This is a genomic window from Fulvimarina manganoxydans (assembly GCF_900176465.1).
In the GTDB taxonomy this organism is placed as follows: domain Bacteria; phylum Pseudomonadota; class Alphaproteobacteria; order Rhizobiales; family Rhizobiaceae; genus Fulvimarina; species Fulvimarina manganoxydans.
This window is the reverse complement of sequence record NZ_FWXR01000015.1, coordinates 93269-112501: the sequence shown is the minus strand read 5'-3', so window position 1 is coordinate 112501 and position 19233 is coordinate 93269. Positions and strand designations below refer to the sequence as shown.

General features: G+C 63.0%; 13 protein-coding genes, 1 tRNA gene and 5 pseudogenes. 10 read left to right on the top strand and 9 right to left on the bottom strand.

Annotated elements, in window-relative coordinates; genetic code table 11:
- Positions 1-10 precede the first annotated feature (10 nt).
- The 4 pseudogenes from B9A15_RS15575 to B9A15_RS15560 all read right to left on the bottom strand — a co-directional run.
- Positions 11-208 (bottom strand): annotated as a pseudogene (locus B9A15_RS15575) (IS3 family transposase); the annotation flags it as partial.
- A 39-nt stretch (positions 209-247) separates the two neighbouring features.
- A pseudogene (locus tag B9A15_RS15570) lies at positions 248-869 on the bottom strand (type III glutamate--ammonia ligase); the annotation flags it as partial.
- Positions 866-1381: pseudogene (locus B9A15_RS15565) on the bottom strand (glutamate synthase-related protein); the annotation flags it as partial. The pseudogenes B9A15_RS15565 and B9A15_RS15570, both read right to left, overlap by 4 nt.
- Before the next feature lie 4 nt (positions 1382-1385).
- Positions 1386-2024, bottom strand: a pseudogene (locus tag B9A15_RS15560) (glutamine amidotransferase); the annotation flags it as partial.
- A gap of 388 nt (positions 2025-2412) precedes the next feature.
- Between B9A15_RS15560 and purU the strand changes: the two are divergent.
- Positions 2413-3297, top strand: coding sequence for a formyltetrahydrofolate deformylase (purU, locus tag B9A15_RS15555; protein ID WP_084411376.1), 885 nt, complete (start codon positions 2413-2415; stop codon positions 3295-3297).
- 212 nt (positions 3298-3509) lie between these two features.
- Positions 3510-4080: pseudogene (locus B9A15_RS15550) on the top strand (hypothetical protein); the annotation flags it as partial.
- 302 nt (positions 4081-4382) lie between these two features.
- On the opposite strand, the gene B9A15_RS15545 reads toward B9A15_RS15550, so the two are convergent.
- Positions 4383-4459: transfer RNA gene (locus B9A15_RS15545), tRNA-Pro, on the bottom strand.
- Between the two features lie 864 nt (positions 4460-5323).
- Between B9A15_RS15545 and B9A15_RS15540 the strand changes: the two genes are divergently transcribed.
- The 6 genes from B9A15_RS15540 to B9A15_RS15515 all read left to right on the top strand — a co-directional run bounded on the left by B9A15_RS15540 (position 5324) and on the right by B9A15_RS15515 (position 12276).
- On the top strand, positions 5324-6268 hold the full coding sequence (locus B9A15_RS15540) for an HpcH/HpaI aldolase/citrate lyase family protein (protein WP_084411372.1): 945 nt from the start codon (positions 5324-5326) through the stop codon (positions 6266-6268).
- 24 nt (positions 6269-6292) lie between these two features.
- Complete coding sequence (locus B9A15_RS15535; protein WP_084411370.1) at positions 6293-7474, top strand: malate--CoA ligase subunit beta; 1182 nt, start codon at positions 6293-6295, stop codon at positions 7472-7474.
- Positions 7475-7489: 15 nt separating this feature from the next.
- Positions 7490-8389: a succinate--CoA ligase subunit alpha gene (gene sucD / locus B9A15_RS15530; RefSeq protein WP_084411368.1), complete on the top strand. Its 900-nt coding sequence runs from the start codon at positions 7490-7492 to the stop codon at positions 8387-8389.
- Between the two features lie 3 nt (positions 8390-8392).
- The gene (locus B9A15_RS15525) at positions 8393-9364 is read left to right on the top strand and encodes a 2-hydroxyacid dehydrogenase (RefSeq protein WP_170923326.1); all 972 of its coding nucleotides are present in this window, start codon (positions 8393-8395) and stop codon (positions 9362-9364) included.
- A complete protein-coding gene (locus B9A15_RS15520) occupies positions 9354-10619 on the top strand; it encodes a glycerate kinase type-2 family protein (protein ID WP_084411365.1) in 1266 nt (421 codons plus the stop codon). The genes B9A15_RS15525 and B9A15_RS15520 overlap by 11 nt, the downstream gene beginning before the upstream one ends.
- 430 nt (positions 10620-11049) lie before the next feature.
- Positions 11050-12276 (top strand): aminotransferase class V-fold PLP-dependent enzyme, encoded by a 1227-nt coding sequence (locus B9A15_RS15515; protein WP_084411363.1) that lies wholly within the window; start codon positions 11050-11052, stop codon positions 12274-12276.
- Between the two features lie 232 nt (positions 12277-12508).
- Here the strand turns inward: B9A15_RS15515 and B9A15_RS15510 are convergent, their stop codons facing one another.
- The 3 genes from B9A15_RS15510 to B9A15_RS15500 all read right to left on the bottom strand — a co-directional run bounded on the left by B9A15_RS15510 (position 12509) and on the right by B9A15_RS15500 (position 14591).
- On the bottom strand, positions 12509-12778 hold the full coding sequence (locus tag B9A15_RS15510) for a DUF2934 domain-containing protein (RefSeq protein WP_084411362.1): 270 nt from the start codon (positions 12776-12778) through the stop codon (positions 12509-12511).
- Between the two features lie 436 nt (positions 12779-13214).
- Positions 13215-13901: a phosphoglycolate phosphatase gene (gene gph / locus B9A15_RS15505; protein WP_244556977.1), complete on the bottom strand. Its 687-nt coding sequence runs from the start codon at positions 13899-13901 to the stop codon at positions 13215-13217.
- 177 nt (positions 13902-14078) lie between these two features.
- Positions 14079-14591, bottom strand: coding sequence for a MaoC family dehydratase (locus B9A15_RS15500; RefSeq protein WP_084411358.1), 513 nt, complete (start codon positions 14589-14591; stop codon positions 14079-14081).
- A gap of 188 nt (positions 14592-14779) precedes the next feature.
- On the opposite strand from B9A15_RS15500, the gene B9A15_RS15495 reads away from it, so the two are divergent.
- Positions 14780-15826, top strand: a complete 1047-nt coding sequence (locus tag B9A15_RS15495; RefSeq protein ID WP_084411356.1) for an alcohol dehydrogenase catalytic domain-containing protein — start codon at positions 14780-14782, stop codon at positions 15824-15826.
- A gap of 67 nt (positions 15827-15893) precedes the next feature.
- On the opposite strand, the gene B9A15_RS15490 is transcribed toward B9A15_RS15495, so the two are convergent.
- The gene (locus B9A15_RS15490) at positions 15894-17048 is read right to left on the bottom strand and encodes a GGDEF domain-containing protein (protein ID WP_170923324.1); all 1155 of its coding nucleotides are present in this window, start codon (positions 17046-17048) and stop codon (positions 15894-15896) included.
- A gap of 403 nt (positions 17049-17451) precedes the next feature.
- On the opposite strand from B9A15_RS15490, the gene B9A15_RS15485 reads away from it, so the two are divergent.
- Positions 17452-19227, top strand: coding sequence for an N-acetylglutaminylglutamine amidotransferase (locus B9A15_RS15485; protein ID WP_084411353.1), 1776 nt, complete (start codon positions 17452-17454; stop codon positions 19225-19227).
- Positions 19228-19233: the final 6 nt, after the last annotated feature.

Genomic DNA, 19233 nt, shown 5'->3' with positions numbered 1-19233 from the left:
GTTTTTGGCTTTACGCTGCCCGCTTTTCGAACTGAAGCGGGCTGATGAAGTCGAGCGCCAAATGGCGCCGGACAGAGTTGTAGAAGCCGTCAATATTTCGACCGATCGCGGCGGTCGCCTCGGTCCTTGTCTGGCAGGCGGTGCGCCAGACGCGTTCTGATTTCAGGGTCTTGAAGAAGCTCTCGACCATGGGATTATCGGTGCAGTTTTCCGAGGCAAGTCCAAGGGCTTCATGGGCCTGCCGATATCAAACGTCGAGGGTGTTGTCGCGCTCCCATTGGGTGATGGCGCTGGCGTAGCTCGTCCACTCCTCGCGCTTTTTCTTGAGATAGGAGGAGACGAATTCCGGCCCGATCGCCATGCAGAACGTTTCGTCGCATTCGAGCGCCCGAAGCGCGTCGAGGAGATTCAGCGGTAGGCGAGGCGTGTTCGTTGCGCGATGCCCGTCCACATACATGTTGAGATCGCTGTGAGGGCCGGGATCGGCGTTCGTCTCCATTCCGCTCATGCCCGCAGCGAGGATGACGGCCTGGAGAAGATAGGGGTTGGCCGCCCCATCCGGCAGGCGCAATTCGAAGCGGCCCGGGCTGGCACGCGGACCATGTGGGTGCGGTTGTTGCCGGTCCAGGTGATGGCGTTCGGCGCCCATGTGGCTCCGGAGGTGGTGAGCGGCGCATTGATGCGCTTATAGGAGTTCACCGTCGGATTGTGATCGCCGCGAGCGCGGGCCCGTGCCGCATGATGCCGAAGAGGAAGGTCTTACCCTTCGCCGAGAGGCCGAAGGGGGCGTCCTTGTCGGCAAAGGCGTTGACCGAGCCGTCCGTGTTCCAGACCGAGATGTGGCAATGGCAGCCATTGCCGGTCAAATCTCTTGAAGCGCTTGGACTGCGGGCCGGATGCAGGCGAGCGTCGGCTGACCGACATTTTCGATAAAGACGTCCTGGGTCGCGGCCGTTCCGCCTTGCATGCCGTCGAGCACGACGACGTCCGCTCCGGCCTTCACGGCAAGCGCCGTATCGTAATAGGGCCGCGCACCGCCGATCTTGACGTAGATCGGCTTCTCCCAATCGGTGATTTCGCAAAGTTCGAGGATCTTGATCTCGAGATCGTGGGGGCCCGTCCAATCCGGATGCCGCCAGGCCGAACGTTGGTCGATGCCCTTAGGCAACGTGCGCATCTGCGCGACGCGATCGGAGATTTTCTGGCCGAGCAGCATGCCACCGCCACCGGGCTTGGCGCCCTGGCCGACGACGATCTCGATCGCGTCCGCCCGGCGAAGATCGGTCGGATTCATGCCGTAGCGCGAGGGCAAGTACTGGTAGACCAGCGTGTCGGAGTGCCCGCGCTCCTCGTCCGTCATGCCGCCGTCGCCGGTGGTGGTCATTCATGCAAGCGGTGAGGTAGGCGGCGGCGACCTCAGAATCGTTCTGGGTCTCGAACCGTATGCCCAATCGTTTCAACTCGCGCCGCAGATTGTTGTGGTTCGACAGCGATCCGTTGTGGACGAGACATTGGTCTGTGCCGGTTGAGAAGGGATGAGCCCCGAGAGTCGTTACGGCCGACTCGGTCGCCATGTGGGTATGGCCGATCCCGTGCGTGCCCGACATGGCCGGGATTTCGAAGCGAGAGACGACGTCCTTGGGAAGGCCGACTTCCTTGTAAATCTCCATGGTCTCACCGACACTCATCACACGTACGGCGCCTTCGAGATCGTCGATCATCTTGCGCACGTCGCCAACGCGTTCGTTCGGCACGCCGGCAACCGCGTGGCTCCCCTTGATGCGAAGGCCCGAACTCTTCCCGAGGAGAGCGCCCACCCGCTGCTCGAAGTCCGAGAAGGTGACATCTGGCGTATCGGACTGGATCGTTACCTTCGTTCGGCCCGTGATCTCTTGGCCGTAGATCGCTATGCCCGCCGAATCCGGGCCGCGATCAGTCATCGTCCCCAGCATGTCGGACAGGAGCTGCCCGAGATCTTTCTCAAGCGAGCGGTCCTTTAGAAACAAACCAACGATCCCGCACATGTTGCGCTCCTTTCGGCCTTGTCGTCTTGGCGCGACCATTCCATAGGCGCGGTAGAAAAAATCAACTGAGAAGAAAACAAAATTCTTCTGAGGTGATTTTTGACTTGTATTCATCCGGGCGCAAACGGTAAGTCCTGTCCCGCTCGCGAAGGCGTGGACCGGGAAGACGGGGCATCACGATCCGGCCAGTTCGTCGGCGCGGTGGCCGGCTCCTGCGCGGCGTCGTTGCCGCCGCTCGGATGAGAGCGGGTCGATGGACCTGAACTGGACTGGGGAAACACATGCCGCCGCGATTGTCTTACCGCCCGCGACCGGGCTTTGGTGGTCTCGTCACGAATCCCGGCCGTCGCCTTACCCCTTGGTCGAAAACATCATGAAACGGCACTTTATGAACGTCTGCATCCTCACGGTCGTCTGCCCCTCCACGCGCGGGATCGTCGCTGCGATCTCCGGTTACTTGGCTGAGATGGGCTGCAACATCATCGACTCAGCCCAATTCGACGATCTGGATACGGGCCGTTTCTTCACGCGGATCGCCTTCATCTCCGAAGAGGGTCGCGACCTCGGCGATATCGAGAAGGGCTTCGCCGCCATCGCCGAGCCATTCGACATGACCTTCGCATTCCACGACGGCCGCGATCGCATGAAGGTGCTGCTCATGGTGTCGCGCTTTGGTCATTGCCTCAACGACATTCTCTATCGCTGGCGCATCGGCGCCTTGCCGATCGACATCGTCGGCGTCGTCTCGAACCATCTCGACTATCAGAAGCTCGTGGTGAACCACGATCTTCCCTTCCATCACATCCCGGTCACCAAGGCCAACAAGGCGGCGGCCGAGGAACGCATCATGGAGATCGTGACCGCCACGAAGGCCGAGCTCGTCGTCCTTGCGCGCTATATGCAAGTCCTGTCGGACGCGATGTGCGAGACCATGTCGGGTCGCATCATCAACATCCATCATTCGTTTCTGCCGAGCTTCAAAGGCGCCAATCCCTACAAGCAGGCCTTCGAGCGGGGCGTGAAACTCATCGGCGCGACGGCCCATTACGTGACCGCCGAGCTCGATGAAGGCCCGATCATCGAGCAGGACGTGGCCCGTGTCACCCATGCGCAATCGGCCGCCGACTACGTCTCGATCGGTCGCGACGTCGAGGCTCAAGTCCTCTCACGCGCAATCCACGCGCATATCTTCCATCGCGTCTTCCTGAACGGATCGAGCACGGTCGTCTTCCCCGCATCCCCGGGAAGCTTTGCATCGGAGCGGCTGGGTTAGGACCTGTTGGCATAGCGGATTCCGAAACCGTCTGATCCGGGATTAGGCTGAATCAGACTAATCCCGGATCAAAGTCCGCGCAGCGTTCGAGCGGCTTTGAGAATCCCTATCGCGAAGCGATCAAACGGATCTCGTCTGAGGTCTGATCTGAGGCTGCCTCGTGGAGGCAGCATCGGCGCGAGGCGATCTGTTGGATGAGGAGTGGGTGGCGATCGGACCCAGAGAAGCAGGATGAGAAGCTTTCGACAGAGGTCCGACGCATCTTCGGCGAGAACTTCGGCGTCTACGGCGTTCGGAAGGTCTGGCGGCAGATGAAACGCGAGGGCCTCGAGATCACCCGATGCACCATGTGGCGGCTGCCGAAAGCTATGGGCTTGAAGGGCGCCGTGCGCGGCAAGGTGGTGAAGACGACGAAGAGCGACAAGGCGGCACCCGCTCCGCTCGACCACGTCAACCGAAACTTCAAGGCGCCGTCGCCAAACGCCCTATGGGTCAGTGATTTCACCTTTGTCGCGACTTGGCGCGGCCGAGCCGCGTGTTTCGCTTCGCCGTCGGCGACAGCTATGACAATGCGCTCGCCGAGACTGTGATCGGCCTGTTCAAGACCGAAGTCATCGGCAGGCGCGGGCTATGGCGAAGCCTTAAAACCACTGCGTTCGCCGCGCTCGAATGGGTCGACTGGTTCGACAATCGACGTCTTCTCCAGCCAATCGGCAACTCCCGTCTGCCGAAGCCGAAGCCAATCTAGCCGCCGCCCTCCACCCAATGCCGATAGCAGCGTAGGACTCAAACCAAATGGCCTCCGGAAGAGCCGGTGCGGTTGAGTTGGCACGGCCACGGGACGGATCGTCAGGCGGGCCGGCAGCGTATGAGCTGCGAGCGAGCGATCATGTTCGGTTTGTGCGGCGTCGGACGGGACGGCGTCCAGACGGTGGTCGATGCCCGATCTCGCAGGAGGGATCGCCATCGTTGGGGTCGCGCTTCTCCCGATCGAATCGACGGAGGTGTCCAGCATTGTCTCTGTCACGGGAAGCTTGGGGCTCTTCCAGAGGATCTGAAAAAACTCAATTTTTCTGTTGGAAAGCTGGTCGGAGTGGCAGGATTCGAACCTGCGACCCCCTCGTCCCGAACGAGGTGCGCTACCAGGCTGCGCTACACTCCGGAGCCGGACCGGCGATCAAAGCCGCTTGCCCTCTGGTGCGGCTGATATAACGAAGCGCATCAGTCATCGCAAGCATGTTGGGGGCGGTTTTTTGGCAATTTCTTGGCCTCGTCGCGCGCTGCTTGCGTTGAGGCTTTGAGGGATCCCCCACACCGTTTCCACCACACTGAGACGATCGCTTGGCCTCGTCATGGTGCCGGCGGAGCGCGGGGCGAAAAAGTGGTGCCGGATTTCGGTTTCGGCCACCCGGCGCGGCACCATGGCGATCAAGAGCATCTGACGACACCGATGTGGTGCCTCATGCTCAAAGCAGCGCCCGAGCCGCGCTAACCGCATGCGCGTACGCCCACACCCCATTTCTCCGAATGGGTAGCCGGAAGGTGGTCCGAGGACGGGGAGTTTCTATCCGCCTGTGTGTGGCGCGCCGTCACGGCTCTGCCATAGCTTTCGGAACAAGGAAGAGCCGTCGAAAGCGCGAGCTCGCGGCGAGCCGGACGGATGGAGAGGTCTTGGAACATGAAGCAGAAACGTTGCACGACTGTTCCGGCACCATCATGCGGCAAGACTTCGGGCTAGAGGGAATTGGCGATTTCGAACGATCGCAATCGTCTCCATGGGTCTCGGCCGCCACGACCCTGGCGATGGCGCGAGGCGGACCCAAGAAGGCCCCCGACGGGCCGGCTCTCATCGAGAGTTGGGCCCCAGAAGGAAGCGCCACCCCCTCTCATTGGCAGGGGAAAGGCGCGCCACGGACTTGGCTTTCGGACCGGATGACAGGCTTCACCGGTTGCCGATCCGCACCGCGAGACATCGAGGGCGCGACGAGGGATCGACATCGGCCGGAACGACATTGGGAGGAGCGTAATGAGCCATTCTATTCACAATCTGCGCAAGATGCGGGTCCAGCGCTCGACGCTTGCGGTGCCGGGGTCGAACCCGGCGATGATCGAGAAGGCGGCCGATAGCGCCGCCGATTGCATCTTTCTCGACATCGAGGACGCCGTCGCGCCCGACGACAAGGAAAAGGCCCGCAAGAACATCATCGCGGCGCTGAACGACATCGACTGGAAGGCCAAGAACAAGACCATGTCGGTCCGCATCAACGGCCTCGACACCCATTACATGTATCGCGACGTCGTCGACGTGATGGAACAGGCCGGCGACAAGCTGGACATGATCCTGATCCCGAAGGTCGGCGTTCCAGCCGACGTCTATATGGTCGAAGCCATGCTCAACCAGATCGAGATGGCCAAGGGCTATCAGAACAAGGTGGGCATTGAGGCGCTGATCGAGACGCCGCTCGGCATGGCCAATGTGGAAGCGATCGCGGCGGCGCCCTCGCGGCTCGAAGCCCTGCATTTCGGTGTCGCCGACTATGCGGCCTTCAACAAGGCGCGCACCGTCAATATCGGCGGCCTCAACCCCGACTATCCGGGCGATCAGTGGCATGCCGCCCTGTCGCGCATGACCGTCGCCTGTCGAGCCTATGGGCTGCGCCCGATCGACGGCCCCTTCGGCGACTTCTCCGATCCCGACGGTTTTCGCGCCGCCGCCAAACGGGCGGCAGCCCTCGGCATCGAAGGCAAATGGGCCATCCATCCGAGCCAGATCACTTTGGCGAACGAAGAGTTCTCACCTTTGGGCGGCGAGGTCGAAAAGGCCCGCCGCATTCTGGAAGCGCTGAAGGAGGCCGCCGCCGCCGGCAAGGGGGCCGCGAGCCTCGACGGCAAGATGATCGACGCCGCATCCGAGCGCATGGCCAAGAACGTCATCGCGGTGGACGACGCGATCCGGGCACGGGCACAGTAAGAGCGGCAAGGGAGGACAGGGATCATGGATATTCACGAATTTCAGGCCAAGGAGCTTCTGGCCACAAAGGGCGTGAAGCTGCCGCGTGGCGGCATCGCCTACAGCCCCGAACAGGCTCGCTACCGGGCGAGCGAGATCGGTGGCGAGGCTTGGGTGGTCAAGGCGCAGATCCATTCCGGCGCCAGAGGCAAGGCCGGCGGCATTATCCTCTGCCGCTCGGAGGAAGACGTCGAAGCCGCCGCCGACAATCTGATCGGTCGCCGGCTCGTGACCCATCAGACCGGGCCGAAGGGGAATCTGGTCAATCGCCTCTACATCGAGGAAACCGTCCAGATCGATCGCGAGCTTTATCTCGGCATCGTCCTCGACCGGAAAGCCGAGCGCATCAAGATCATCGCCTCGCCCTCCGGGGGCATGGAAATCGAGGAAATCGCCGCCAAGGAGCCGGACAGCCTCATCGAGATCACCGTCGATCCGGGCGGCGGCATGCAACGGTTTCAGGCGCGTGAACTCGCTTTCGGCCTCGGACTCGACGGCTCCATGGTGACCAAGGCGACCGACACGCTGCTCGCCTGCTATCGCGTGTTCCGCGATTTCGACGCCACCATGCTGGAGATCAATCCGCTGGTCGTCTCCAAGGGCGAACTCATGGCGCTCGACTGCAAGATGAGCTTCGACGAGAACGCCCTGTTCCGGCGGCCCGACATTTCTGAGATGCGCGACAAGAGCCAGGAGGATCCGCGCGAGACCTTCGCTTCCGATCGCGGCCTCAGCTATGTGGGCCTCGAGGGCGAAATCGGCTGCATCATCAATGGCGCGGGTCTCGCCATGGCGACCCTCGACATGATCAAGCTGTCGGGCGGCGAGCCGGCCAACTTCCTCGACATCGGCGGCGGCGCGAGCCCCGAGCGCGTGGCGAAGAGCTTCCGCGCCGTCCTGCAGGACAAGAACGTCAAGGTCATCCTCGTCAACATCTTCGCCGGCATCAATCGCTGCGACTGGGTGGCCGAGGGCGTGGTCAAGGCGCGCGAAGAGGTGGGCCTCGACCTGCCCTTGATCGTCCGCCTTTCGGGGACCAAGGTGGAAGAGGGCAAGAAGATCCTCGCCGAAAAGGCACCGGACGTCGTCGTGGCGGACACGCTGCAGGAGGCCGCCGAACGGGCGGTCGCCGAATGGAAGAAGCTCGGTCAAAGCGCCGCGGCCTGACGGGAGGAATTCGACATGGCAATTTTGCTGAACAAGGACACCAAGGTCATCGTCCAGGGCATCACCGGACGCATCGGCAGCTTCCACGCCGAGGACATGATGGCCTATGGCACCAAGGTGGTGGGTGGCGTGACGCCGGGCAAAGGCGGCACCACCCATCTCGGCGTGCCGGTCTTCTCGACCGTCAAGGGCGCCGTTCAGGAAACCGGGGCGGAAGCCTCGATCGTCTTCGTGCCACCGCCCTTCGCGGCCGACTCGATCATGGAAGCGGCCGATAGCGGCATCAAGACCTGCGTCTGCATCACCGACGGCATTCCTGCCCAGGACATGATGCGGGTCAAACGCTATATGCGCCGCTATCGGGCCGAGAACCGGATGATGCTGATGGGGCCGAACTGCGCCGGCATGATCACGGCGGGCCAGGCGATGATGGGCATCATGCCGGGCCACATCTACCAGCCGGGACGCATCGGCATTATCGCCCGTTCCGGCACCTTGAGCTACGAGGCGGCAAGCCAGATGAAGGCGCGCGGCATCGGCGTCTCGACCAGCGTCGGCATCGGCGGCGATCCGATCAATGGCTCGTCCTTTAGGGACGTCCTCGAGCTCTTCGAAGAGGACGACGAGACCGATGCCGTCGTCATGATCGGCGAGATCGGCGGCCCCCAGGAGGTGGATGCGGCCCGCTGGGCCGAGGAGAATTTCTCAAAACCGCTTTTGGCCTACATCGCCGGTCTTTCAGCGCCCAAGGGCAAGCGCATGGGTCATGCCGGCGCCATCGTCTCCGGCGAAGGGGAATCGGCTCAGGAGAAGGTGGAGATCATCCGCGCCTGCGGCCATCACATCATCCCGAACCCTTCCGCCTTCGGCGAGACCGTCGAGAGCCTTCTCAACGACATGAAGAAGGCGGCCTGACACATCATGACCAAGCCCAAGATTCTCGTCACCCGCCGCTGGCCGAAAAGCGTCGAGGAGCGGCTGTCACAGACCTATGACGCAACGCTCAACACCGACGACAAGCCGATGTCGACGCAGGAGATCGCCGAGGCCTTTGCCGAATTCGACGCGATCTGCCCGACGGTCAGCGACAAACTGCCGGCGGATATCTTTCCCAAGGAGACGCTCCGCGCCAAGATCCTCGGCAATTACGGCGTCGGCTTCAGCCATATAGACACAGACGCCGCCAAGGCAGCCGGTGTCGCGGTGACCAATACGCCTGACGTCCTGTCCGAATGCACCGCCGACCTCGCCATTACCCTCATGCTGATGGCGGCCCGCCGCGCCTCGGAAGGCGAGCGCGAGGTGCGGGCAGGCCAATGGACCGGCTGGCGGCCGACCCATATGGTCGGCACCAAGGTCTCCGGCGCGACCTTCGGCGTTCTCGGCTTCGGACGGATCGGCCGCACGGCAGCCAAGCGCGCCCATTTCGGCTTCGGGATGAAGGTGATCTATTACGATGCCTTCCCCGTGAAGCCGGAGCTTGCGGCCGAGACGGGCGCCGAGGCCCGCGATTCGATCGAGGCAGTCTTGCGGGAGGCCGATGTCGTCTCGCTCCACATGCCGGGCGGCAAGGAGAACTATCATCTCATCAATGCTCAGCGCCTCGAAATGATGAAGCCGACGGCGATCCTCGTGAACACCGCGCGCGGCGAGGTGGTGGATGCGGCAGCCCTCGCGGCGGCGCTCAAGGCCGGCACGATCGCAGGCGCCGGGCTCGACGTCTATGAGGGCGAGCCGACCATCCCGCCGCCGCTTCTCGATACCAATGCGGTGCTTCTGCCCCATCTCGGCAGTGCGACCGAGACGACACGCGAGGCGATGGGTATGATGGTCGCCGACAATCTCGACGCCTTCTTCGCCGGCAAGGAGCCACCCAATCGTGTCGCCTGACGATCTGAGGCCCGCATTGCGCGAGGCCTTCGCGGCCGGGGTCGCGGCAGCCGATCCTGCCGCGGCCGTGCGCGCCGCGCTTCAAGACCACCGGGAGGCGCTGGAAGGCGCCTCGCGCATCTTCGTGGCCGCCCTCGGCAAGGCCGCCTGCGTCATGGCCGAGGCAGCGATCGCCGAACTCGGGCGCGAACCCACCGAGGGCATCGTGGTCACGACCGACGCGGCGGCAAGGCCGATCGCGGGATGCCGGGTCATCGCCGGCGGCCATCCGCTACCCGATGCGGGAAGCGTCGAAGGCGGTTCGGCGCTTCTGACACTCGCAGAGAAGGCCGAAGAGGGCGACCTCCTTTTGGCTCTGATCTCCGGCGGCGGCTCGGCCTTGGGCGTTGCGCCGCGAGAGGGTTTGACGCTCTCCGACAAGACTGCCGTCACCGATCTTCTCTTGCGCTCCGGCGCCGACATCACCGAGATGAACACGGTGCGCCGGGCCTTGTCGCGCCTCAAGGGCGGCGGGCTTGCCGAGGCGGCCGCGCCTGCGCGCGTCCTGTCGCTGATCGTTTCGGACGTGCCCGGCGACGACCCGGCGACCGTCGCCTCCGGCCCGACGGCGCGCGCCTCTTCCGCCCTTTCGGCGCAAGACGTTCTCGATCGCCGAGGCCTTCTTGAACGGATTCCGTCCGCCGTCAGGGCCGCCATCGAAAGCGCCGAGACACCTGCGCCCCTGAGAGGCGTCATGAACCGGATCGTCGCCAGCAATGCGCGCTCCGTCGAGGCAGTGGCCGCCCATCTGAGGACTCAAGGCTTTCGCGTCGTCACGCGCCCCGGCTGGCTGGGCGGCGATGTCGAGGAGGCGGCGAGGGAATTGTTCGAGCTCTTTGCGGTGCAGGACACTCAGGGCGGCCCACTCGCCGTCGTCGCGGGCGGCGAGACCACCGTCGAGGTGACCGGCGATGGCCTTGGCGGGCGCAATCAGGAATTTGCCCTGCGCTTTGCCCGCCTCGCCGAGGAAAAAGGCATCACGGCACCCTTTGGCTTCCTGTCGGGCGGCACGGATGGCCGCGACGGACCGACGGACACGGCCGGGGGCATCGTCGATGGCGGAAGCCTGGAGCGACTGCGGATCGCGGGCGTCGATCTGGCCGACCATCTTGCCCGCAACGACGCCTATCATGCGCTGAAAGCCAGTGGCGATCTTCTGATGACAGGTGCCACCGGCACCAATGTCGCGGATCTTCAGATCGCGCTCAAGCTCTGAGACCATCGACGATCGAGCCGCTCGCCGGATGTTGATCGGCCCTTTCGGTCGCGTCCTTCCTCAAGCGGCATCATTCGTTCGAATGCGTCTGGTTGCCGGGTGCCCTATCCGGCAACGTCCGATGGTCGATCGACAAAGCCCGACGGGCAGTCGCCGCCTACCCGAAGGCTCAAGGCTCGCGCCCGCCACCTTGGCGCGCAAGCCGTGCCGACCGTGGCAATGCCGCCAGTCCAAGACCAAGGCTCTATCCGTTGCGGTCGGTCCCGATACCCGATGGGGCGGCAGGAAACACCCGCGCGGGCGTGGTCAGAAGGCCCCCGGAACCGTCTTTTAGGAACACGGACAAATAGACCTCGGCTGTCCTCTCGGCGGGCGGGGCATCGCAGGGCCTTCGTGGCATGCGACCGGGCATTATGAGGAGGAGACCCCTATGAACGCGCCCTTTTTCCCCCAGCTTGAGATTCCCCATACGATTGCCGCGGGCCCCGGCCCGGGCAACACGGCCGAGCGCGTTCTGAACGCCTTTACCAGCCCAGGCGTCGCCGACCACATGCAGCCGGACGTTCTGCGCGGCATGATTGAATGCAAGAAGATGCTGCGCGAGATCTTCGGCACCCAGAACGTCCACACCTTCGGCATCGCCGGCACCGGCTGGAGCGGGCTCGACGCCATGTTCTCCGTCATTCATCCGGGCGACAAGGTGGTCATGTTCGTCAACGGTACCTTCTCAGGCATCGACGAGCTATCCGTTCGCATGAAGGCCGCGACGGAGGAGGAACTGAAGGCCAATCCGCTCAATCCCCAGGCTGCCTCCGTCGTCACCATCCCTGTGCCGCATGGCCAGTCCGTAACCGCCGAGATCGTCGACGAGGCACTGGCCGAACACAAGCCGAAATGGGCGGCCATGGCCCATTGGGAGACCGGCTCGGGCCGGATCAACGACGTGAAGGGCTTTTCCGACGCCTGCGAGAAGCATGGCGCGATGGGCCTCATCGACGCCGTCTCCTCCCTCGGCATCGCCGAATTGCGGATCGACGACTATCCGGGCATCGTCGGTTGGGCCTCCTGCCCGCAGAAGGGCATGATGGCCCTGCCCCTGACCTATGCGCCGGTCAGCTTTTCCGACCGCTATATCGCGGAACTGCGCAAGGTCGGATCACGCAGCTTCGTCCACAATCCGATCATGGAAGCCCGCCATTGGGCGATCATCGACGGCCAGGATGTGGAGAAGGGCACCTACCACCGCACCCATTCGCCCTATGCGGTCGCGTCCTTCCACGAGGCGCTGCGCATGGTGCTGGAACAGGGCCTTCTGCAAAGGGCCGAGCGCTATCGCAAGGCCGAGAAGGCGCTCCGGGCCGCCCTCACCTCGATGGGTTGCTCGGTCACGTCCAACATGACCAGCCTGATCGTTCTCGATCTTCCGGAAAAGCTGAAGGGGAAGGAAAAGGATTTTGTGAATGCCTGCCGGGCCGAGAGCTTCGGCATCTGGCCGACCCTCTCGGAGCCGACCCAGGTCCGCGTCGGCATTCTGAATCTCATCAGCGAAGCCGAACTGACCACCATCGTTCAGCGCTTCGGCGAAATGCTCAATCGCTTCGAGGTCGAAGCGGATGTCGAAGCCGCGGTGGCCGAATTGAAGCGGCAACTGAGCTGATCCGACTTCGGAAAAAACAATGAGGATCGGGCGATCGATCGACATCGCCCGATCCTCTCATTTGGCTGGATACCGCATCACGCGCCGTTGCGACTCCTTCCCGGCACCCAATTTGGTGCGGATGATCGCCTCATACGAAATCCGTTTGATCGCTTCGCGATACGGTTTTTTTAGACGATCGGGCGCTGCGCGAGCTCGATACGCAGCCCGACTGAATCAGTCGGATACCGTATCAGCCGGTCCTGCCGAAAAGCTCGGCCGAGAACGGCTCGGGTGTGTAGAGCGCGCGGCGCAGGGATTGCGCCTCCTGGCGCTCGGCCTTGCGGCGGTCCCAACGCGGTAACTCGACGAGAGAGGCCATCGGCCGGCGCGGGTGCTGCGTCTCATAAAGTCGATTGGCCTCGGCCCAATGTTCGTGTTCGCGACCGCTCGGGCGCCCTTCGCGCTCCCAGATTTCGTAGGCGAGGCGACGAACTGCCTCGGCATTGTCTTCGAATTGCATGTGAACACCTCCCTGACGCGAAACAAATTGCTCAAGGACGGGTCTAGACGTTTGGTTCCGCGGCCGCACACCAAAAAATTGATGGCTGGCAACTCTTAGGAGTTGACCAATAGAGCCGCCGCGACAATCACAACCCAGGACGTGACCGCCCCGGCCAGAACGACATTTTCCGCCTTGCGATAGCTGAGCATCGGTTCACCTAAACCTTGGGCGCGTCATCCTCGTCGATCGACGCGCGGCGCTCCGCATCATGGAAAAGACATAATGATGAATGGGCGCCTGACAAGGAACATTGTCATCATATCAAGGAGATGTGACGAGTCCGCCGGACGCTTTGCCACATCTTGATCGCACGTTCGTCACGCTTTGCACTGTGTGCCGTCCTGGCCGAACCGAGTTCGATGTCGGGATTGAAGGGCCGCCCGATCCTCGCCGTCTAGCTGGAGACCTTCTGCGGCAAGTGCCTTAAAAGATCGTCTACCCGGCTCAGAAGAATGTCCGCGCCAAGATCGCTTGAGGCCAACGCCGTATAACCGTTTTCGAGGGCTGCCACGGGCATGAAGGCGGCTTTTGCCGCTTCGACATCGTTCTCGCTATCGCCCACGAACAGGCACTCGGCCGGATCGAAACCAAGCTGCTTTGCCGCCAGAAGCAGAAGATCGGGCGCCGGCTTCTTCTTCGGCCCCGCATCGCCGCCGATCACGATATCCATCGGATCGGCAAGACCGTAATGGGCAAGGATTGCGCGTGTCGCCGCTTCCGGCTTGTTGGTGACGACCCCGGTCTTTGCGCCTAGCGCCTTGACGCCGTCCACGGCTTCGCGAGCCCCTGGCGTCAAGTCGGTCAGCTTCGTCGCGCGCGGCTCGTAAGTGGCGACGAAACGGGCGGCGATGCGCTCGCAATCCTGCGGCGAAAGCGGCAGGCCGCGTCGGCGAAAGGCGCGCTCGATGAGCACCTGAACGCCCCCACCCACCAGATGCTTGACGGTTTGAAGATCGAAGGGCGCAACGCCCTCCATCGCCAAGGTCTCGTTGAGGGCTTCGCGAATATCGGGCGCGGAATCGATCAGCGTTCCGTCGAGATCGAAGAGAACCGCCTTCGGCATGCGGGAGAGAACCGTCACGCCACGTCCTTCCAACCGAAACCGCAAATTAAACCTTCAGTCACCATGAACGCATCCTCGACGCTTCCTTCGGTTCCGATTGCGGCCGGACATAGGAGAAGGCCGCCCGCTGACAAAGGCGGGCATGTCGACCCCGGCCGATGCCCGGCGGTCCGACCCATCCGATGTTCGGACCGATCAGCCGACCGGCTCGTCGAAGATCGCCAAAGTGATCCAGTCGGCGGCGAGCGCCGGCTTGATCGAACCCTCGATCTCGATCGTCGCCTCCCAGGAGGTCTGCAGGCTCACCGCCCGCTCCTTCAGCGCAGTCATCTTGAAGACGCCGCGCACGCGCGCGCCTGACTTGACCGGCGAAACGAAGCGCACTTTGTCGAAGCCCACATTGACGCCCATCTTGGTGCCGGAAACACCCGGCAGCGCGTCATAGGCGAGCGTCGAGAGCAGCGAGAGCGTCAGAAAGCCATGGGCGATCGTGCCACCGAATGGCGACTCGGCCCGGGCACGGTCCGGGTCAACATGGATGAACTGGAAATCGTGGGTCGCCTCGGCGAAGCGGTCGATCATGCCTTGGTCGACCACGAGCCAGTCGGAGGTGAAGGCCTCGCCGCCCACATGGCCGCGATAGCTCTCGAGCGAGACGAGCCGCTCCTTGAGCCGGCGTTCCGTTTCCTCGACCGATGTCAGGGCCATGACCACTCCTCTGTTTGCCGCCTGTGCGGTTTGGCGTGGCTTGTAGGGCAATTTGCGCGAAGGGCGGAAGAGCCTCTGCCTGCCGATCCGAGCCATCGCGATCACGCCAGCCCGCTTTTGCAACTTCAGAAGCCGGCGAACCGTTGCGCACCCGACGTTTTTAAGACCCACACCGAACGGAGCCGACCATGGCAGACCTTCCCGACACAATGCGCGCGCTCACCCTTCTCAATGACGGCTATTCCGGCACCTCGGAAGGCCCGCAGCTCGACGACCTCGCCCGTTGGGTCACGCTCGAAGACGTCTCTGTACCAAAGCCCGAGGGCCGGCAGGTCCTGGTGAAGATCGGCCTTGCCAACGTGAACCCATCCGACATCCATTATATCAAAGGCGAATATGGCCAGCCGCGCCGCAAGGGAATGCCCGCCGGCTTCGAAGGCATGGGCACGGTCGTTAGCGCCGGCGAGGACGCGGAGGCACAAGGGCTCGTCGGCCAGCGCGTCGCCGTTTCCACCTCCCAAGGCGGAAGCGGGACCTGGGCGCAATATGCGCTGACCGACAAGGCCGCCGTCGTCCCGCTCGCCAAAGGCCTCAAAGACGAGGACGGCGCTGCGCTCATCGTCAATCCGATGACGGCCTATGCCATGGTCGATCTCGTTCAAAAGGCCGGGGCGAAAAGCTTCGTCATGACGGCGGCCTCCAGCCAGCTTGGCAAGCTGATGGCTTCGCTCGGCCGGGAAAAAGGCCTCCATTCGGTGGCGACCGTGCGCCGCGAAGCCCACCGCTCGCCGCTCGAAGGTCTCGGCGCCGGCACCGTCCTCAACACGGAACGCGACGACTTTTCGACCATGCTCGATCAGGCCATGAAACAGCATGCCCCGACGATCCTGCTCGATGCCGTCGGCGATACGAGTTCGGCGACGATCTTTCGGGCCATGCCGGCGGGCGGGCGCTGGATTCTCTATGGCAAGATGAGCCCGGAAGTGCCGAAGCTCCCCGATCTCGGCCAGTTGGTCTTTCAGATGAAAACGATTGAAGGCTTCTGGCTGGCCGAATGGATGCGCGATGCGTCGATGGAGGACAAGAAGGCCGGTTTCGAGACAGTCCAGAAGCGCTTCATCTCGGGAGCCTGGGCGACCGACGTCTCCGACACCCTGCCGCTTGACGAGGCGCCGGCCAAGCTCGCAAGCGCTATGGAGGGCGCGAATAAGGGCAAGGTTCTGCTCAAGCCCTGACCCCCAAGCCTTGCCCAGCGGGGCAATGCCTGCCGGAGCCTTGCCCCTGGCAGGGCCGGTGCGGGTTTCAGGCGGTTCGCGGCGAGACGCTCGTGGTCTGAGCGGCCTCTGTCGGTGCGAGTGACAGAACGCAGACCCCCTTCCCTTTGGCTTTCGCCCGATAAAGCGCCTTGTCGGCTTCGGCCATGCCGACTTGAAGAGCGTCGGGGCCGTTCCGCATCCAGGCGGCACCGGCGCTCGCGCCGATCCGGAACTCATGCGCATCGTCGAGCCGATGCGGCATGGCGATCGCGGCGAGAATGTCTTGCCCGAGGGCGCGGATCGACTGAGGCCCGGCATTGCCCGCCAGAATGAGGAACTCGTCGCCGCCGAGCCTGCAAATCGCCCGCGAGGGGCCGAGAATCCCTTCGAGGCGCCGAGCCACCGCGCAAAGCAGCTGATCGCCCAAGAGGTGCCCGTGCTGGTCATTGATCTGCTTGAACTCGTCGAGGTCGAGATAGAAGAGGACGAGCGGCTCGTCTCTTGCTTTGCGCCGCGCCTCGAATGCCGCCTGAAGCCCACGCCGATTGAGAAGACCCGTCAAGGGATCGCGCGAGGCCTGATCCCGCTCTCGCGCCTCGCCCTTGAGGGCCCGGATCATCGTGCCGCGGTGCTGAGCGATGATGCCTTTAGAGACGAAGCCGAAGAGAATGCATTGTATGACGAGCAGCGGAATAACCGACAGATTGTCCATGCCGAAACTGATGAAATAGCCAAGAATAATCAGCATCACCTGGAAAAGCGCATATCGTGGCGCCGCGAAATTTCGCCCGACGATCCCAGCGCAAGCCGCGAAGTTCCAGGCAAGTGTCACAACGATCATCGTCTGGTCGCCTGATTTGACCACGAGAGCCGTCGTGACTGCGAGGATCAGCGTCCAGGCGAGCCCGCCGATGAAGAGACCGTCGGACGGCCATTCCGGCCTGCGGATCACGACATAGCGAAGCGCCAGCGTGAACGCGTCGAGCGCTATGAGCCAGAGGAACCAGCCGATGCCCGTGCGCAGATAGGCCACGAAAGCAACCGCCATGGAATTGAGCGAAGCGAGGCCGAGCGGAGAGAAGGATCCATAAAAGGTGCTGATAAGCTTCAGATTGATGTCATTCGACCAATGACATCCCACATCCGCGATCCAGCGGACCCCCGGCAGGCTTGCCCCGATCCTTTGCTCCGTATCAGTCATCCTGCCCGCCCGACGCATCACATCCAAATGCCGTGCTTCAGGACGGCGATTCTACCCAGCGCCTCTTGGTAGGACGAAAAAGCTTCACAACAATCTAATGTCCGCCGCAATGTAACTCATGATATTATATTTTACTTATCGACTATTTACGTCACTCCAAAGAAATGCGAGCCATCCCCGTCCGCACCTGTGCAGACGTCGTCCCGTCACGCGAACCACCCTTTGGCAGGACAGCTTCGCGGCTAAACAGCGGATCGAAGTCGCGCCACTGTCCTGACGAAGCGCGCCGCTTATCGCGTTGCAGCGAAAATGGTGCCGGACGGTTTATGATCGGCTCGGCTGGTCTATATCCTTGCGCAAGACAACCGGAAACGACCTTTCAGACCTTTGATATGGAGGCACCATGTGCGGCATTTGCGGTGAAATTCGCTTTGATGGGACTCTGGCATCCCCCGAGCGGGTTCAACGCATGGGCGATTGTCTTGCCCCGCGCGGGCCGGATGGCGCCGGCCAGGTCATGCGCGGCCGCGTCGGGCTCGGCCATCGCCGCCTGAAGATCATCGATCTCTCGGAAAAAGCCGAACAGCCGATGGTCGATCCCGAGCTCGGCCTGACCATCGCCTTCAATGGCTGCATCTACAACTATCCGGAGCTGCGCGAGGAGCTGGAGGGAAAGGGCTACCGCTTTTTCTCCCATGGCGACACGGAAGTCATCCTGAAGAGCTACCATGCCTGGGGCCGCGACTGCGTGAAGCGCTTCCACGGCATGTTCGCCTTCGCCATTCATGAGCGCGAGACGGGCCGCGTCATGCTTGCCCGCGACCGCTTCGGCATCAAGCCGCTCTATCTGTCGCAAAACGACAAGCGCCTCTATATCGCCTCCTCGCTTCCGGCGATTGTTCGGACCGGCGACGTCGACACCTCGATCGATAAGGTCGCCCTCCATCACTACATGACCTTCCATGCCGTGGTCCCGCCGCCCCATACGATCCTGAAGGGCGTGCAGAAGCTTCCGCCGGCCACCACTCGGGTGATCGAGGCCGACGGCTCCGTCAAGGACGAGGTCTATTGGGCGCCGCATTTCGGCCCGCTCGACGGCGACGAGCGCCTGGGGCCCGACGATTGGCGCGACCGGGTGATGGATGCCATGAAGACGGCGGTCGCACGGCGCATGGTGGCCGACGTCCCCGTTGGCGTGCTCCTGTCGGGCGGCGTCGATTCCTCCCTCATCGTCGGGCTTCTCGCCGAGGCCGGGCAGCAGGGTCTCAACACCTTCTCGATCGGCTTCGAGGACGCCAATGGCGAGGTCGGCAACGAGTTCGAGTTTTCCGACATCATCGCCAATCATTACGGCACCGAGCATCACAAGATCTTCGTGCCCGGCTCGGAGCTGATGGAGCATCTGCCGGGCTGCATCGGCGCCATGTCCGAGCCGATGGTCTCCTACGACAATGTCGGCTTCTATCTCCTGTCGCGGGAAGTCTCCAAGCACATCAAGGTCGTGCAGTCGGGCCAGGGCGCCGACGAGGTCTTCGGCGGCTATCACTGGTACCCGAAGATGGCCGGTGCGAACGATCCGCTCGGGGCGTATTCGCGCGCCTTCTTCGATCGCAGCCACGAGACATTGGCTAAGCATCTCTCCCCCGAATGGCTGACGGAGGAGGACGTCTCCCGCGACTTCGTCGCCCGTCATTTCGCCATGGAGGGCGCTGCCAATCCCGTCGACAAGGCGCTTCGCGTCGATGCCCATGTCATGCTGGTGGACGATCCGGTCAAGCGCGTCGACAACATGACCATGGCCTGGGGCCTGGAAGCCCGCGTGCCCTTCCTCGACCACGAGCTGGTCGAGCTCGCCGCAAGGGTACCGGCGGAAGAGAAGCTGAAACAGGACGGCAAGGGTGTTCTGAAGGAGGTCGCGCGCCAGGTGGTGCCCTCGGAGGTCATCGACCGCAAGAAGGGCTACTTCCCGGTTCCGCAGTTGAAATATCTCTCCGGGCCGACCCTCGATTTTGTGCGCGATGCCCTTCACTCGGAGGCGGCCCAGAGCCGCGGCCTGTTCCGCAAGGACTATACGGACGCGCTCTTTGCCGACCCCTCCGCTCATATCACGCCCCTGCGCGGCTCGGAGCTGTGGCAGGTGGCGCTTCTGGAAATGTGGCTGCAGACGCAAGGACTTTAGAGACGC